At 71.1% G+C, this 14,419-nt stretch carries 14 protein-coding genes; 11 read left to right on the forward strand and 3 right to left on the reverse strand.

All coding sequences use genetic code 11. From position 1 onward, the window contains the following. The 8 genes from ACFC96_RS34340 to ACFC96_RS34375 all read left to right on the forward strand — a co-directional run bounded on the left by ACFC96_RS34340 (position 1) and on the right by ACFC96_RS34375 (position 8,466). Positions 1 to 1,149 carry a Gfo/Idh/MocA family protein gene (locus ACFC96_RS34340; RefSeq protein WP_376615860.1) on the forward strand — a complete coding sequence of 383 codons (1,149 nt, stop codon included), beginning with the start codon at positions 1 to 3 and terminating at the stop codon, positions 1,147 to 1,149. Further along, positions 1,146 to 2,069 (forward strand): PmoA family protein, encoded by a 924-nt coding sequence (locus tag ACFC96_RS34345; RefSeq protein WP_376615862.1) that lies wholly within the window; start codon positions 1,146 to 1,148, stop codon positions 2,067 to 2,069. Before ACFC96_RS34340 ends, ACFC96_RS34345 begins: the two co-directional genes overlap by 4 nt. Then, complete coding sequence (locus ACFC96_RS34350; RefSeq protein WP_376263655.1) at positions 2,066 to 2,791, forward strand: cupin domain-containing protein; 726 nt, start codon at positions 2,066 to 2,068, stop codon at positions 2,789 to 2,791. The genes ACFC96_RS34345 and ACFC96_RS34350 overlap by 4 nt, the downstream gene beginning before the upstream one ends. Positions 2,792 to 2,855: 64 nt before the next feature. Continuing rightward, positions 2,856 to 4,190, forward strand: a complete 1,335-nt coding sequence (locus ACFC96_RS34355) for an ABC transporter substrate-binding protein (protein WP_376615864.1) — start codon at positions 2,856 to 2,858, stop codon at positions 4,188 to 4,190. Continuing rightward, the gene (locus tag ACFC96_RS34360; RefSeq protein ID WP_340456997.1) at positions 4,187 to 5,155 is read left to right on the forward strand and encodes a sugar ABC transporter permease; all 969 of its coding nucleotides are present in this window, start codon (positions 4,187 to 4,189) and stop codon (positions 5,153 to 5,155) included. Before ACFC96_RS34355 ends, ACFC96_RS34360 begins: the two co-directional genes overlap by 4 nt. Continuing rightward, positions 5,152 to 5,988, forward strand: coding sequence for a carbohydrate ABC transporter permease (locus tag ACFC96_RS34365; protein ID WP_376615866.1), 837 nt, complete (start codon positions 5,152 to 5,154; stop codon positions 5,986 to 5,988). The genes ACFC96_RS34360 and ACFC96_RS34365 overlap by 4 nt, the downstream gene beginning before the upstream one ends. A 6-nt stretch (positions 5,989 to 5,994) precedes the next feature. Continuing rightward, positions 5,995 to 6,597: a hypothetical protein gene (locus ACFC96_RS34370; RefSeq protein WP_376615868.1), complete on the forward strand. Its 603-nt coding sequence runs from the start codon at positions 5,995 to 5,997 to the stop codon at positions 6,595 to 6,597. Positions 6,598 to 6,651: 54 nt separating this feature from the next. Further along, the gene (locus ACFC96_RS34375) at positions 6,652 to 8,466 is read left to right on the forward strand and encodes a sugar-binding domain-containing protein (protein ID WP_376615870.1); all 1,815 of its coding nucleotides are present in this window, start codon (positions 6,652 to 6,654) and stop codon (positions 8,464 to 8,466) included. A 92-nt stretch (positions 8,467 to 8,558) separates the two neighbouring features. Here the strand turns inward: ACFC96_RS34375 and ACFC96_RS34380 are convergent, their stop codons facing one another. Continuing rightward, positions 8,559 to 9,143, reverse strand: coding sequence for an XRE family transcriptional regulator (locus tag ACFC96_RS34380; protein ID WP_340456991.1), 585 nt, complete (start codon positions 9,141 to 9,143; stop codon positions 8,559 to 8,561). Between the two features lie 119 nt (positions 9,144 to 9,262). Here ACFC96_RS34380 and ACFC96_RS34385 point away from each other — a divergent pair, with 119 nt between their 5' ends. The 3 genes from ACFC96_RS34385 (at position 9,263) to ACFC96_RS34395 (ending at position 12,245) form a co-directional block, all read left to right on the forward strand. Then, positions 9,263 to 10,099 carry an EamA family transporter gene (locus ACFC96_RS34385; protein WP_376615872.1) on the forward strand — a complete coding sequence of 279 codons (837 nt, stop codon included), beginning with the start codon at positions 9,263 to 9,265 and terminating at the stop codon, positions 10,097 to 10,099. A 28-nt stretch (positions 10,100 to 10,127) separates the two neighbouring features. Then, positions 10,128 to 10,775: an FMN-binding negative transcriptional regulator gene (locus ACFC96_RS34390; protein WP_376615874.1), complete on the forward strand. Its 648-nt coding sequence runs from the start codon at positions 10,128 to 10,130 to the stop codon at positions 10,773 to 10,775. Between the two features lie 216 nt (positions 10,776 to 10,991). Beyond that, entirely contained in the window at positions 10,992 to 12,245 is a 1,254-nt protein-coding gene (locus ACFC96_RS34395) for an amidohydrolase (RefSeq protein ID WP_376261180.1), read from the forward strand. Positions 12,246 to 12,266: 21 nt separating this feature from the next. On the opposite strand, the gene ACFC96_RS34400 is transcribed toward ACFC96_RS34395, so the two are convergent. After that, the gene (locus ACFC96_RS34400; RefSeq protein WP_340456986.1) at positions 12,267 to 12,842 is read right to left on the reverse strand and encodes a TetR family transcriptional regulator; all 576 of its coding nucleotides are present in this window, start codon (positions 12,840 to 12,842) and stop codon (positions 12,267 to 12,269) included. After that, positions 12,839 to 14,269: an MFS transporter gene (locus ACFC96_RS34405; protein ID WP_376615876.1), complete on the reverse strand. Its 1,431-nt coding sequence runs from the start codon at positions 14,267 to 14,269 to the stop codon at positions 12,839 to 12,841. The genes ACFC96_RS34400 and ACFC96_RS34405 overlap by 4 nt, the downstream gene beginning before the upstream one ends. Positions 14,270 to 14,419: the final 150 nt, after the last annotated feature.

Consider the following 14,419-nt stretch of genomic DNA (forward strand, 5'->3'; position numbering starts at 1 on the left):
ATGTCTCCAGATCGTCCCCACCGTCCGCTGCGCGCGGCCGTCGTCGGCGCAGGGGGTATCGCACGGTCCAGCCATCTGCCCGCCCTGCGGACGCTGGCCGCGGAAGGGGAGACGGACGTCGTGGCCGTGGTCGACGTGGACGACACCGCGGTCCGCGCGTTCGCCGACGCCTTCCGGATCCCCCACGCGTCCACGGATCTCGACGCGATGCTCGCCGAAGTCCGTCCGGACCTCGTGGTGTTGTGCACCCCGCCCGCCGTGCACCGCGAACAGTCCGTCGCGGCCCTGCGAGCCGGTGCCTGGGTGTGGTGCGAGAAGCCGCCGTGTCCGTCGCTGGCCGACTACGACGCCGTGGAGGCGGAGGAGAAGGGCGGTGACGGGGACCCGTACGCGTCGATCGTCTTCCAGCACCGATTCGGCTCCGGCGCCCGTCACGTGCGCCGCCTGCTGCGCGAGGGCGCGTTCGGCCGCCCGCTGGTCGCGCACTGCCAGACCACGTGGTACCGGGACACCGCCTACTACTCCGTTCCGTGGCGCGGCCGTTGGGCGACCGAGGGCGGCGGCCCGGCCATGGGGCACGGCATCCATCAGACGGATCTGCTGCTCGACCTGATGGGACCGTGGACCGAGGTGCGCGGCATGGCGGCCCGCCTCGTGCACGACGTGGAGACCGAGGACGTGTCCACCGCCCAGATCCGGTTCGCCGACGGCGCGGTCGGCACGGTCGTCAACAGCGTGCTCAGCCCCGACGAGGTCAGCCGCATCCGTATCGACTGCGAGCTCGCGACCATCGAGCTGACGCACCTGTACGGCTACCGCAACGCCGACTGGCGCATCACGCCCGCTCCCGGCGTCCCCGAGGAGACCGTGACCGGCTGGCACGACTTCGGCGAGGACGAGCCCAGTTCACACCTCGCCCAACTGCGGGCGCTCGTCGCCGACATCAGGGCCGGACGGCGCCACGCCACCAGCGGCGCCGGCGGACGCCGCACGCTCGAGTTCATCTCCGCTCTGTACAAGTCCGCGTTCACCGACGCGCCCGTCCGCGCCGGTGACATAGGCCCCGGCGACCCCTACTACACCGCCCTGCACGGCGACGCCCCGGGCTGGGCGCCGGCCGGACCCGACCAGGAAGAGGACCCCGCATGACGCTCGCACTCACCCATGCCCACGGCGACCGCATCACCGTCGCCCACACGGACACCGGCACCGAGCTCCTCGCCTACGTGTACCGGCCCGAAGCGGCCTGGGAGGCCCCCAAGCCGTATCTGCACCCGATCCGCACCCTGTCCGGCGCGGTCGTCACCGACTACCGCCCCAACGACCACCGGTGGCACAAGGGACTGCAGCTGACGGCCTCCCACCTGTCGGGCCAGAACCTCTGGGGCGGCAACACCTACGTGCACGGCGACGGCTACCTCGCCCTGCCCGAGAAGGTCGGCTCGATGGCCCACGTCGCCTTCGAGGAGGTCTGTGCCGCGGACGGCCGCGCCGTCATCGCCGAGCGACTGACCTGGCACCCGCACGACAAGGAGCTGTGGGCGGACGAGGAACGGCGCATCGAGGTGCGCGACGTGGACGCGGACACCGGCAGCTGGTCGCTGACCTGGACGTCGGCCGTCACCAACCGGCGCGACGAGCCGCTGCGCTTCGGCAGCCCCACCACCCATGGCCGCCCGGCCGCCGGATACACCGGCCTGTTCTGGCGCGGACCGCGGGCCTTCCGCGACGGCCGGGTCTTCACCGCCGAAGCGGACGGCGGCGACCTGATGGGCAGTCAAGCTCCCTGGCTGGCGTACGTGGGCGAGCACGACGGGCGCGACGGCCACGCCACGGTCGTCTTCGAGCACGCCCCCGCCAACGACCACGCGGGCGACAAGGGCACCCATCCGGCGCACTGGTTCGTGCGCAGCGACCCGTTCGCCGCGGTCGCGCCGTCCTGGGCCTTCCACGAGGAACTCGTCCTCGCCCCCGGCGACACACTCACCCGCAGCTACCGCGTGACCGTCGCCGACGGCGCCTGGGACCGCGAGCAGGTCGCCGCGCACCTCGGGGGACACGCGTGGTGAGCCCGGCCTACGACGGTTTCCCGGCGGCGGTGGGCGTGTCCCGGCTGACCGTCTACGACTGGCCCACGGTCGACGGCCGGCCCGGCGGCGGCACCCCTCATCTGCACCTCACGTGCAGTGAGGGCTACGTGGTGACGGCCGGCCGGGGCTCGGTGCAGACCCTGACCACTTCCGGCTACGAGGAGACACCTCTGGAGCCGGGCACCGTGGCCTGGTTCACGCCCGGCACGATCCATCGCCTCACCAACGACGGCGGCCTCCAGATCACCGTCGTGATGCAGAACAGCGGCCTGCCCGAAGCGGGCGACGCGGTGCTCACCCTCCCCCAGGACCTCCTCACCGACGCCGAGACCTACGCGAGCGCGGTCCGTATCCCCGCCGACGTCCCCGAGGCCGAACAGGTGGAGGCCGCACGCACGCGGCGCGATCTGGCCACCCGTCGGTTCCTGGAACTGCGCGAAGCCACCGAGAACGGCGATCCGGAACCGCTGGCGGCGTTCCAGCGGGCCGCCGCCGAGCTGATCCACCCGCGCCTCGACGCGTGGGAGCAGCGGTGGAAGGACGGCGCCCACGCCGCGGCGGCGGCGACCGGGGCCCAACTCGCCTCCCTGCGCACGAAGGACGCCGGACACCTCGACCGGGCCAGGGTGACAGCGACCGGGCCCACCGCTCGCGGACGCTTCGGCATGTGCGGCCGGCTGGACGTCTACCTCGGCATCTGACCTCCAGCCCTCCGGGCCCGCCCCCTCCCCCCTCCGTCCACGCACCGTCCCCTGGAAGGCCCCCATGCCCGAGCCCCGAAGCGGCCGGCGCCCACTCCCCCGCCGGGCCGTCCTGGCCGCGGCCGCCGTCGGCCTCAGTACCGCGCTGACCTCCACTCTCTCCGCCTGCTCCACCGCGAGCGGCAGTACATCGAGCGGCGTCACCCTCACCTTCTCCTGGTGGGGCAACGACGACCGTGCGGCGCGCACCGAGCAGGCGGTGCGGCTCTTCGAGAAGGAACACCCCGGCGTCACCGTCCGCACGTCGAGCGGGGACTTCGGCGCCTACCTGCAGAAGCTGGCCACCCAGGCCGCCGGCGGCGGCATGCCCGACGTGGCCCAGCTCGACTACCGGCAGGTGTCGCAGTACGCGGGCGGGGGCGCGCTGATGTCACTGGACGACGCCATGAAGGACAAGACGATCCGGACGTCCGAGATGAGCAGGGACTTCCTGCGCACCGGCACGTACAAGGGAGGGCAGTACGCCCTCCCCATGGGCCGCGGCATCACCGGCTACGCCTACGACGCCGCCGTGTACAAGAAGGCCGGCATCCCCACACCGAAGCCCAGTTGGACCTGGCGGGACTGGGAGAAGGCCAACAAAAGGATCGCCGCGCTCGGAATGAAGTCCCCCGACGGCCGCCCCTACACAGGTGCCAACGACGGCGGGGGCAACGAGGACGTGTTCGAGACCTGGCTGCGCAGCCGCGGCGGGCAGCTCTACGCCAGCCAGACCGAACTCGGGTTCACCGAGGACGACCTCACCGAGTTCTGGACGTTCTGCGACCGGCTCCGCCGGGAAGGCGCCATCGCCCAGGCCAGGGACACCGTGCAGGCCAACAGCACCGAGACGAGCCCGATCGGCCGTGGCCTCGCCGCCGCCGACTTCACGTGGGACGCGCCGTTCCCCAGCTACCCGGTCCTGCTCGGGGACTCCGTCCACTTCGCACCGGTCCCCACGACGAACGGCCGCCAGGGCGCGTACTTCAAGCCGAGCATGCTCATCGGCATCGGAGCGCACAGCGAACACCCCGAGGAAGCGGCCCAGCTGGTCGACTTCCTCCTCAACGACCAAAGGGCCGGCGACATCCTCGCCTTCTCCCGCTCCACCCCGCCCAACCGGAAGATCGCCGCCCGCGTCGCCAAGACGCTCAAGGGCCCCGAACGGGAGATCTACGAGTACGCGCAGACCATGGAGAGGTACGGACTGGACGCCCCGCCCACCGCACCGCCACGGGGCGATGTCGCGGTCCAGACCGCGTTCATCCGCGCATACCAACGCGTGATGTACGGCCTGGCCACACCACGCCAGGCGGCGCGCGAACTCATCGACGAGGCCGACCGGGAGCTGAGGTCATGAGCACTGTGTCGACCAGGGCGCCCGCGCGCCCCACCCCCACCACGGACCAGAAGCCGTCGGCCCGGCGGCGCCGCCCGGTGCGTGAGCGGCAGTGGCCCGCCTACGTGTTCCTCACCCCGTGGATGATCGGCGCGCTCGTCCTGACCCTCGTGCCGATGGCCGTCTCCCTGTACCTGTCCTTCACGGACTACAACCTGTTCGACCCGCCGCACTGGGTGGGCCTGCGCAACTACACAGAGATGCTCACCGACGACCCCCGCTACTGGCGTTCGGTCGGCACCACGATGCTGTACGTCGTCGTCGCCGTTCCGCTGAAGCTGGGCCTCGCCCTCGCCGTGGCGACGCTGCTCAAGAACCTCAACCGCGGCCGGGCCTTCTACCGCTCCGCGTTCTACGCGCCCTCCCTGCTCGGGGCGAGCATGTCCATCGCCCTGGTGTGGCGCGCGCTGTTCAACGACGGCGGCACGGTGTCCGACGTTCTGGACTCGGTCGGACTTCACGCCGGCGGCTGGGTGGGCAGTCCCGACCTCGCGGTCTACGTGATCGTCCTGCTGACGGTGTGGCAGTTCGGGGCTCCCATGGTGATCTTCCTTGCAGGCCTTCAGCAGATCTCGCCCGATCTCTACGAGGCCGCGGCGCTCGACGGCGCGGGCCGCCGGCGGCAGTTCGTCTCCATCACCGTGCCGATGCTGTCCCCGGTCGTCTTCTTCAACCTGGTGCTGGAGATCATCAACTCCTTCCAGGTCTTCACGCCGGCCTTCGTCATCAGCGGCGGCAAGGGCGGCCCCGCCGACTCGACCATGTTCTACACGCTCTACCTGTACGAACGCGGCTTCACCGCCTCGCACATGGGCTACGCGGCGGCGATGGCCTGGATGCTGCTGATCGCCATCGCCGCGATCACCCTGATCCTTTTCCGGACCTCCCGGTCCTGGGTCTTCTACGCGGACGAGGAGGGGCGATGAACATCGCCACGAAGCGGTGGCTGCCGCACACGGTCGCGGCCGTCTGTCTGCTCGTACTGCTGTATCCGCTGGCCTGGCTCCTCGCCACGTCGCTCAAGCCGGCCGACGAGGTGGTGACGAGCCTCGACCTGTGGCCCAGCCACCTGGAGTGGTCGAACTACACGACCGCCCTGGACGGGGTCTCGGGCATCAGCGTCACACGGCTGCTCGGCAACACCCTGCTGATCGCGGTCGGCGCCGTCGTGGGCAATGTCCTGTCCTGTTCCCTGGCCGCCTACGCGTTCGCCCGGCTGCGCTTCCGCATGAGCAAGGTGATGTTCGCCTTCATGGTGGCGACGCTGATGCTGCCGCACCACGTCGTCCTGATCCCGCAGTACATCATCTTCAACCGGCTCGGCATGGTGGACACCTACTGGCCGCTCGTCCTGCCCAAGTTCCTCGCCACCGAGGCCTTCTTCGTCTTCCTCATCGTCCAGTTCATGCGCGGCTTCCCGCGCGAGTTGGAGGAGTCCGCGCGCATCGACGGCTGCGGAGCCTTCCGCACGTACTGGTCGATCACGCTCCCCCTGACCCGGCCCGCGCTGATCACCACCGCCATCTTCACGTTCATCTGGACGTGGAACGACTTCTTCACGCAGATGATCTATCTGTTCGCGCCGCAGAAGTTCACCATCACACTCGCCCTGCGCAGCTTCGTCGACCAGTCCAGCACCTCCGCGTACGGGCCCATGTTCGCCATGTCGGTGATCTCGGTCCTGCCGATCGTGCTGTTCTTCTTCGTCTTCCAGCGCTATCTCGTGCAGGGCATGGCCACCTCCGGGCTGAAGGGCTGATCCGCCATGACCCACGCGCCCACCGCTTCCCACCGCGATCGCCGGGAGCCCGGCGAGGTCTTCGGGCCGAGCTTCTCCCTCTTCGCCGACGTCCTCCTGGTCGGCCTGCTCTCCACCGCGGCCTGCCTCCCGGTCGTCACGGCACCCGCCGCGTTCGCCGCCGCCTCTGCCACCCTCCGCCAGTCCGCCTGTCATGGCCTCCCGGTCAGTGCCGGTACGTACGTCGGGCACCTGCGCGCACACCTGACCGCTCGGGTGCTGGCCGCCGGGTGCGTTCCTCCGCTGCTCGCGCCGGTCCTCCTGATCGACGCGGCGCTGCTGCGCAGTTCGCTGCCCGGAGCGGCCGTCCTGTTGCCCGTGCTGGCGCTGCTCACGCTGGGAGCCACGGTCGTGGGACTGCGCGCGACGGCGCTCGAGACCCCGCACCGGCTGTCCGCGCGGGAGGGATTCCTCCGGAGCGTCGCCGACCCGCGCGGCACTCTCCTGCTCGCCGGCGCCGTGCTCCTGAGCGTGCTCCTCGCCTGGTCGATTCCCCTGCTGACGCCGCTGCTGCCCGGGCCGTTGGCGTTCGCCGCCACGGCCGTGGAGCTCCGCTCCCCCGCGGGCTGACCCGCGGTGACGCCCCGCCTCCCGCACTCACGCACGAACCACCGGAGTTCTCGCATGCCGTACCCGCACCTGGACGCCGCCGGCCACCCCCGGCCGCAGCTCGTCCGTGACCCCGACTGGCGTGACCTCAGCGGTCCGTGGCAGTTCACCCACGACGACACGGACCGTGGCCGCTCCGGCCGCTGGATGGACCCGGACACCACCGAGCCGTTCACCGCCACCATCACCGTGCCGTACCCGCCCGAGTCCGAGGCATCGGGCATCGCAGACACCTCCTTCCACCCCGTGCTCTGGTACCGGCGCACGATCGAGGTCACCCGGCCGGCTCCGGGCCGACGCCTCCTGTTGCACTTCGGCGCGGTCGACCACCGGGCCGAGGTGTGGGTGAACGGACAGCTCGTAGGACGTCACGAAGGCGGCCACACGGGCTTCTCCTGCGATCTCACCGACGCCGTCCTCCAGGACGGGGAGCAGACCGTCGTCGTCCGGGCCGAGGACCAGCCGCTCGACGCCGCGCAACCTCGCGGCAAGCAGGACTGGCGACGCGATCCGCACGTCATCTGGTATCACCGCACCTCAGGCATCTGGCAGCCGGTGTGGCTGGAGGACGTCCCGGACGAGCACATCACGGTCCTGCACTGGACCCCCGACGTCGCCCACGCCCGCGTCCACTGCCGGATCCGGCTCAGCCAGTGGCCGAAGCGGCCGACAACCGTCACGGTGCGCCTCACCCAGGGCGAGCGGGTGCTCGCCGAACAGCGCACGCTGACCGACGGGCAGGAGACGGAGTTCGATGTCGCCGTAGCGGCCCTTCGGCACGCTCAGGACCTCGACGACCTGCTCTGGAGCCCCGACCGGCCGCATCTCGTGGACGCGACCGTGACGCTGAACGACGCTGCCGACGACACCCCCGTCGACCGCGTCACCTCCTACCTCGGGCTGCGCGACATCGGCTGGGACGACGGCGTCTTCCTGCTCAACCACAAGCCGTACTTCCTGCGATTCGCTCTCCAGCAGGGCTACTGGCCCGCTTCCCATCTTGCGGCCCCGTCCGACGCGTTGCGCCGCGACGCCGAACTGGCCAAGTCCATCGGCCTCAACGGGCTGCGCATCCACCAGAAGATCGAGGATCCGCGCTTCCTCTACTGGGCCGACCGGCTGGGGCTGCTGCTCTGGGAGGAGATGCCGTCGGCCTACGCGTTCGGCGCGCAGACCGTCGAGCGGGTCGTCGGCGAATGGACCGAGGCGATCGCCCGCGACCTCAGCCACCCGTCGATCGTCGCGTGGGTTCCGGTCAACGAGTCCTGGTCCGTCCCGAACCCGGCGCTCGTCCCCGCCCAGCGGCACTTCATGGACAGCCTCTACCACCTCACCAAAGCCCTCGACCCGTCACGCCCGGCCGTCTCCAACGACGGCTGGGAGATCTCCGCCGCCGACATCTGGGGAGTGCACGACTACACGCAGGACTCGCTGGTGCTGCGCGAGCGTTACGGGCACTCCTCGATGCGGCAGGGCAAGATCGTCGAGCAGTGGCCGGGTGCCAAGCGGCTCCTTCTGGACGGCGTACGCCACCACGGGCAGCCTGTCGTACTGAGTGAGTTCGGCGGGGCCACCTTCGAACCGGCCGAGGGCGCCGAGTGGTTCGGCTACGACACCGTGAGCACGAAGGAGGACTTCGCCGAGCGGCTGGCCGGGTTGGTGGAGGCCGCGGTGGACTCCGGGCTCGCCGGTTTCTGCTTCACACAGTTCACCGACACGGAGCAGGAGATCAACGGCCTGTTCTCGGCGGACCGTCAACCGAAGCTCCCTGTAGGGGAGTTGCGCGAGATCCTCACGCGGACCCGCACCCTGGGCCGAGGCGCGTCGTAGGCCGCCCCCGGCCCGCGCCCTCCGGAGCAGTCACCTGTCGTCGCGCCACCCGCATGGCGTTGCGCTTTCGGCACCCTCTGACTCAGCGGTCGTCAGAGGGTGCCCGCGGGGCCGGGCGGCAGGTGGACGGTCATGATGAGGTGGCACGTCTCGGTGCCCGAACCGCGGTAGGTGTGGCGGGCGTTGCCGTCGAAGGTGGCCGTCTGTCCCGCTTCCACAAGATGCTCGACGCCATCGACCTCGAGGATCATCTCTCCGACCGTGACGCTGACGGTTTCGACGACTCCGGCCTGGTGGGGGTGGCTCGGGTATGCGTCGCCGGGTGTCAGCTGCCAGCGCCAGACCTCGACCGGGGCGGGGCCCGAGGTCGTCAGCATGAGCCGGGCCTCGCTGCCCCGCTCCCCCGTCCACAGCGGCATCACGGCGCCGGCGGTCACGACGCGGACGCGCCCTTCGGCCGGTCCCTCCATCAGCGCGGACACCGAGACGCCGAGGGTGTCGGCGAGCCGGACCAGCGTGGCGAAGTTCGGGTTGCCCTGGGCCTTCTCCAGTCCGACCAGGGCTCCCTTGCTGACCTTGGCGCGTCGTCCGAGCTCGTCCAGGGACAGACCCGCTCGGGTACGGGCCGCCCTGACGTTGTGCGCGAGCGTGCGCAGGGCGTCCTCTGCCTCGGCCATCCGATCACCATCCTCGCCGGTGGACCACTGCAATGCACCATCCGGTCGGTTGGTTGACATAGCACGGTCGGTTCACTGTACAGTTTAGTCGTTCCACTGAAAGACTAAGGGATGTACCCGTGATCGCTCTGCTGCTGGCTCTGGGCAGCTCACTCGCCTACGGCTGCGCCGACTTCCTCGGCGGCCTCGGTGCCCGCAAGGCGCACGTGCTGCGCACCGTGATGGTCGCCGCACCGGCCAGCCTCGCGGTCGAACTGCTGCTGTGGCCCGTGCTCGGCGCGTCGTTCGACCCGGGCGCCATCGGCTGGGGCGCCGCCTCCGGCGTGGCCTCCGCGGTCGCGTTCGCGCTGCTCTACAAGACCCTGGCCCTCGGCCCGATGAACGTGCTGTCCCCGGTCACCGCGCTGGTGTCCGCCGCGCTGCCTGTCGGCGTGGGACTGATACAGGGCGAGCGGCTGGGCACGACGGGGCTGCTCGGCCTGCCGCTCGCGCTCATCGCCGTCGTACTGGTCAGCGCCGGGCACGGCGCGGGCTCGTCGCGTCCGTCGCGCACCGCGCTGCTGCTGGCGTTCGGCGCGGGCGCCGCGATCGCCCTCCAGCTGGTCTTCCTGCACCAGGCACCGGCGGACAGCGGCGTGGCCCCGCTCATCGTCGGCCGGGCGGTCTCGACAGCCGTCACCCTGACCGCCGCCGGGGTCCTGCGCCGCAGGCTCGGCCGCGAGAAACCCGCCTACGCCATGTCGGCCGCCGCGGGCGTGCTGGACTCGGTGGCGAACCTGCTGTTCCTCATCGCCGTCCGCAGCGGAGACCTCACCGTCGTCGCCGTGATCACGGCCCTCTACCCTGTCGGCACGGTGCTGCTCGCCCGGAGTGTGCTCGCCGAACGCATCCACCGCGGCCAGCTCGTCGGCCTGGGCACCGCGGCCGTCGCGGTCAGCCTCCTCGCCCTCACCTGAACCGGTTCACCACCCCAAGGAGAAGAGCATGTTCGTCCAACCCTGGGACGCCGCGCTGGACGAGGGCGAATGGCAGGCGTGGATCGCCGACGGCCACGACTTCGGCCAGCTCGGCGTCAACGGCCTTCCCGGCCGGGCCCCCGTGGTCGTCCCCACCCACTTCACCGGCGACGGCAATCAGCTCCTGATCCACTTCGCCCGCCCCAACCCGGTATGGGAGGCGATCGAGCACGACCCGAACGTCACGTTCACCGTCGTCGGTGACTACGCCTTCATCCCCGGCCCCTGGCGCGCCAAGCCGGACACGACACCCACCGACGGCGTCCCCACCAGCTACTACGCGGCCGTCCAGTTCACCTGCCAGGCTCACATCGTCGACGCCCCCGAGGCCAAGGCAGAACTCCTGCGCCGCCAGCTCGCCCACTTCCAGCCGGACGGCGACCACGCACCCGTACTGGTGGACCAGCCCCCGTACGGCCGCATGCTGCCCGGCATCCGCGGGCTGCGCCTGGACGTCATCGACGTGGTCGCCAAGTTCAAGTACGACGACCACAAGTCCGCCGGACACCGCACCGCGGTCGCGGACCGCCTCACCGCACGCGGCGAGGCCCTCGACGTACCCACCGCCCGCCAGCAGCTCCGCCGTCTGGACCGCGTGGGCGACTGGAAGCCCTGACACGGCGGACACGTTCCTCGGGTCAGGACGTGAGATGAGTCCGGTGAGCCGCCGGGCCCCCGCCCGGGCCCAGCGGCAGGGTCTGCCCGCCACCGGAAACCCGGCACAAACCCCATGGCACGTGCGGCGGTCGGCGCCACCTGCCAGGAGGGCGGCACGTGTCCTGGCGTGCGGAGTTACGGTACCCACAACGGTACTCAGAGAGGTCAGGTAGCCATGTCGAAGACGGTGACCGAGCAACTGCCGGCGATCCGCGATGAACTCGCCGCCTTCTACAAGGACCTGCACCGAAATCCCGAGCTCTCGCTCCAGGAGACACGCACCGCCGCACTGTTGGCGAAGCGCCTGCGCGAGGCTGGCTTCGACGAGGTGGCCGAAGGAATCGGCCTCACCGGCGTGGTCGGGGTCCTGCGCAACGGCGAGGGACCGGTGGTCATGCTCCGCGCGGACTTCGACGCGCTGCCGGTGGAGGAGAAGACCGGACTCCCCTACGCCAGCCAGGCGCGAGGCGTCGATCACGAGGGCCGCGACGTACCGGTGATGCACGCGTGCGGTCACGACATGCACGCCGCCTGCCTGACCGGTGCCGCCATGTTGCTCGCGCGCTCGCGTGACCAGTGGCGCGGCACACTGCTGGTGGTGTTCCAGCCGGCTGAGGAGCTCGCGGTCGGCGCACGCGGGATGGTCGACGACGGACTCTTCGAGCGGTTCCCCAAGCCCGAGATCGTGCTGGGCCAGCACGTCGGTCCGCTGCCCGCAGGGGTCATCGGCTACGGCACGGGCCCGGTGATGGCTGCCGCGGACTCCCTCGACCTCACCCTGCACGGTCGCGGCGCCCATGGATCCCGGCCCGAGGCGTCCGTCGACCCGGTGCTCATGGCGGCCAACGTGGTCACGCGGTTGCAGGGAATCGTCGCGCGGGAGGTGCCTCCGGCAGAGACCGCCGTGGTGACCGTGGGTCGCCTGCAGGCGGGTACGAAGGACAACATCATCCCCGACAAGGCGGAGTTGGGGATCAACGTCCGCACCTTCACCCCGGCGATCCGCGACAAGGTCCGCAACGCCATCGAGCGCATCGCCACCGCGGAGTCGCAGGCGAGTGGCGCCGCACAGCCGCCGGAGTTCGACTGGACCGGCGCCGCGCCGGCGCTGGTCAGCGATCCTGAGGCGACCCGGACCACGGTCGCCGCGTTCGCGGAGCACTTCGGGCAGCAGCGGATCATGACGATGCCTCAGGTGAACGCGAGCGAGGACGTGGGCGTGTTCGGTGAGGTGCTCGACGTGCCGACCGTCTTCTGGTTCTGGGGTGGCCTGGACACCGAAACGGTTCTCGTCGCACTCCAGGAAGACCGGCTGGACGAGCTGCCGAGCAACCACTCCCCCCACTTCGCCCCCGTGGTCGAGCCCACCCTGAGCACGGGCGTGGAAGCACTCGTCGTGGCCGCACTCACCTGGCTCGCGCAGTCGTGAACCCGGTGGGCCTGTCGGCGTTCACCGATCGTCGGCGGGTCCGTCGCCACCGAGGGTCTCCAGCAGCACGTCGACGACCTCGTCGACCTCCGCGTCGGCCAGGTCCTCGAAGGCTCCGGAATGGCGGGCGAGCAGCACCCCGGCGACCGCCGCCACCAGCACGTCGGCCCGCAGTCCCGGCCGGTCCCTGTTCTCCCGGGTGAAACGTGCGCGCAGCGGATCCACGAGGCGGGACCGCAGTGCCGCGCGGGTGGCGTCCTGCGCGGCAGCGTCGCTCAACGGCTGGACGGCGACCCGTAGCAGAGGGACAGGACCGCGCCGCTCCGCACGTTCGGCGACGTCACGCAGGCGGGACTCGGTGAGCAGGTCGTCCGGCGCCGCGTCACCGTGTTCGGCGCGCAGCACCTCCACGTACAGCAGCGGCTTGCTGCCGAAGTAGCGTGCGATGAGGGCCGGGTCCACCCCGGCCCTCTCACCGATCTCGCGGACGGTGGTGCGGTCGTAGCCGCGCTCGGAGAAGAGCTCGGTCGCCGCCCGCAACAGCGCCTCGCGGGTGCGGGCGGAGTTCCGGCGAGGGCCGGCGTCCGCGCCGCTCACCGGCGGCTCGGCTCGGGGCGCGCCCGCTCACCCGTGGCGACCGGAGCCACGTGCCCGGCCGCGACCACGGACGGCCGCGGCCGGGTGCCCGTTCGCGTGAGGACGACGGCGAGAATGCCGGTGATCACGAAGGCGGCGCAGCCGGCGAGGCCCGCGGTGCGATATCCGTCGTTGGTCGGCAGCGCCGCGCCCGGGTCGGTGGCGGCCTGGAGGATGACCGCGCTCAGCGCGCTGCCGGTCGAGTACCCGATGTACTTCATGACCTGATTGAAGCTCATCGCGCTGCCCGTCTCCTGTGCGGGCACCCCGCCGACGATCAGGCCGGGTGTGACCGCGAAGGTGACGCCCACGCCGAGTCCGGCGAGCGCCATCATCGTGCCGATGCCCCACAGGCTGGAGCGGGCGAGCAGGAAGCAGACGAGGCCCGCCAGCGAGAGCAGACAGCCCAGCGGCAGCATGCGGGCGGGGGTCGCCGCCGCGCCGAGCAGCCGCACCAGGCGGCCGGTGACGAGGCTGGCCGCGGAGAACGGCACGAGCAGCAGACCGGTGACGACGATGGACGAGCCGAAGCCGTATCCGGCGGACTCGGGCGTCTGGACGTAGCGGGTGACCAGGGCGATCAGCAGGTAGGTGCCCACACCGCCGACCATCGTGGTCAGGTTGGCGACGAGTACGCCGCGATCCTTGATGAGCCGTACCCGCACCAGCGGGTGCGTGGAGTGCATCGAGTGCAGGACCCACCCGGCGAGCAGGACGACGGCCGCGACGGCGAGCGCGAGCAGCGGGGCGGATCCCCAGCCCCACCGCTCCCCCTCGGCCAGTGTCACCAGCAGGGCCGCCATGCCGCCGGCGAGCAGCAGCGCACCGGGAAAGTCCATCGGAATGCTGGGGCGGCTCGGCGCCACGGGCACGACGATCACGGTGGCGGTGAGTGCGGCGGCTGCCGTGGCGGCCGCGAACCAGAATCCGGCGTACATGCCGAGGTACTGGGCGAACAGACCGGTGATCGGATAACCGAGGCCGATGCCCGCGGCGGTGGTCAGGGAGAGGGTCGCCACCGCCGACCGCGCCCGTTCCGGCGGCAGCGCGTCGCGGGCGGTGGCGATGGCGAGCGGGACGAGGCCCATCCCGACGCCCTGCAGTGCCCGGCCCACGAGGAGGCAGGTGAGCCCGAGGGGCAGGGCCGCCAGGAGGCTGCCCGCCAGGACCACGGCGAGGCCGGTGAGGATCACGTTTTTGCGGTACGGGCCGTCGCCGAGGCGCCCCATGACCGGTGTGGCGATGGCTCCCACGAGCATCGTCACCGTCAGCGCCCACTGTGCGGTGGAGACGGCGACGTGGTCCTCGGCCGCGATGGTCGGGATGAGCGGTGCGCCGAGGCTGCTGACCACGGCGACGAGCATGCCGAGCGAGACGAGGACGGGCACCAGAGCCCGTGGGTGGCGAAGTGCGGGTGCCGATACGGCGGAGGTACGCGCGGACGCCGGTATGGAGGGCTGCAAGGGAGGTATACCGTTCTTGTCATCAGTCGATGTCATTGAATGATGACATAGTGGGGAACCCGCTCCGGCCGCCCC

Source organism: Streptomyces sp. NPDC055955, from assembly GCF_042270245.1.
In the GTDB taxonomy this organism is placed as follows: domain Bacteria; phylum Actinomycetota; class Actinomycetes; order Streptomycetales; family Streptomycetaceae; genus Streptomyces.

Bases quoted from the DNA above. Each gene is read 5' to 3' on its own strand.
- ACFC96_RS34340 (WP_376615860.1), top strand. From the start codon at position 1: ATGTCTCCAGATCGTCCCCACCGTCCGCTGCGCGCGGCCGTCGTCGGC.
- ACFC96_RS34345 (WP_376615862.1), top strand. From the start codon at position 1,146: ATGACGCTCGCACTCACCCATGCCCACGGCGACCGCATCACCGTCGCC.
- ACFC96_RS34355 (WP_376615864.1), top strand. From the start codon at position 2,856: ATGCCCGAGCCCCGAAGCGGCCGGCGCCCACTCCCCCGCCGGGCCGTC.
- ACFC96_RS34360 (WP_340456997.1), top strand. From the start codon at position 4,187: ATGAGCACTGTGTCGACCAGGGCGCCCGCGCGCCCCACCCCCACCACG.
- ACFC96_RS34365 (WP_376615866.1), top strand. From the start codon at position 5,152: ATGAACATCGCCACGAAGCGGTGGCTGCCGCACACGGTCGCGGCCGTC.
- ACFC96_RS34370 (WP_376615868.1), top strand. From the start codon at position 5,995: ATGACCCACGCGCCCACCGCTTCCCACCGCGATCGCCGGGAGCCCGGC.
- ACFC96_RS34375 (WP_376615870.1), top strand. From the start codon at position 6,652: ATGCCGTACCCGCACCTGGACGCCGCCGGCCACCCCCGGCCGCAGCTC.
- ACFC96_RS34380 (WP_340456991.1), bottom strand. From the start codon at position 9,143: ATGGCCGAGGCAGAGGACGCCCTGCGCACGCTCGCGCACAACGTCAGG.
- ACFC96_RS34390 (WP_376615874.1), top strand. From the start codon at position 10,128: ATGTTCGTCCAACCCTGGGACGCCGCGCTGGACGAGGGCGAATGGCAG.
- ACFC96_RS34395 (WP_376261180.1), top strand. From the start codon at position 10,992: ATGTCGAAGACGGTGACCGAGCAACTGCCGGCGATCCGCGATGAACTC.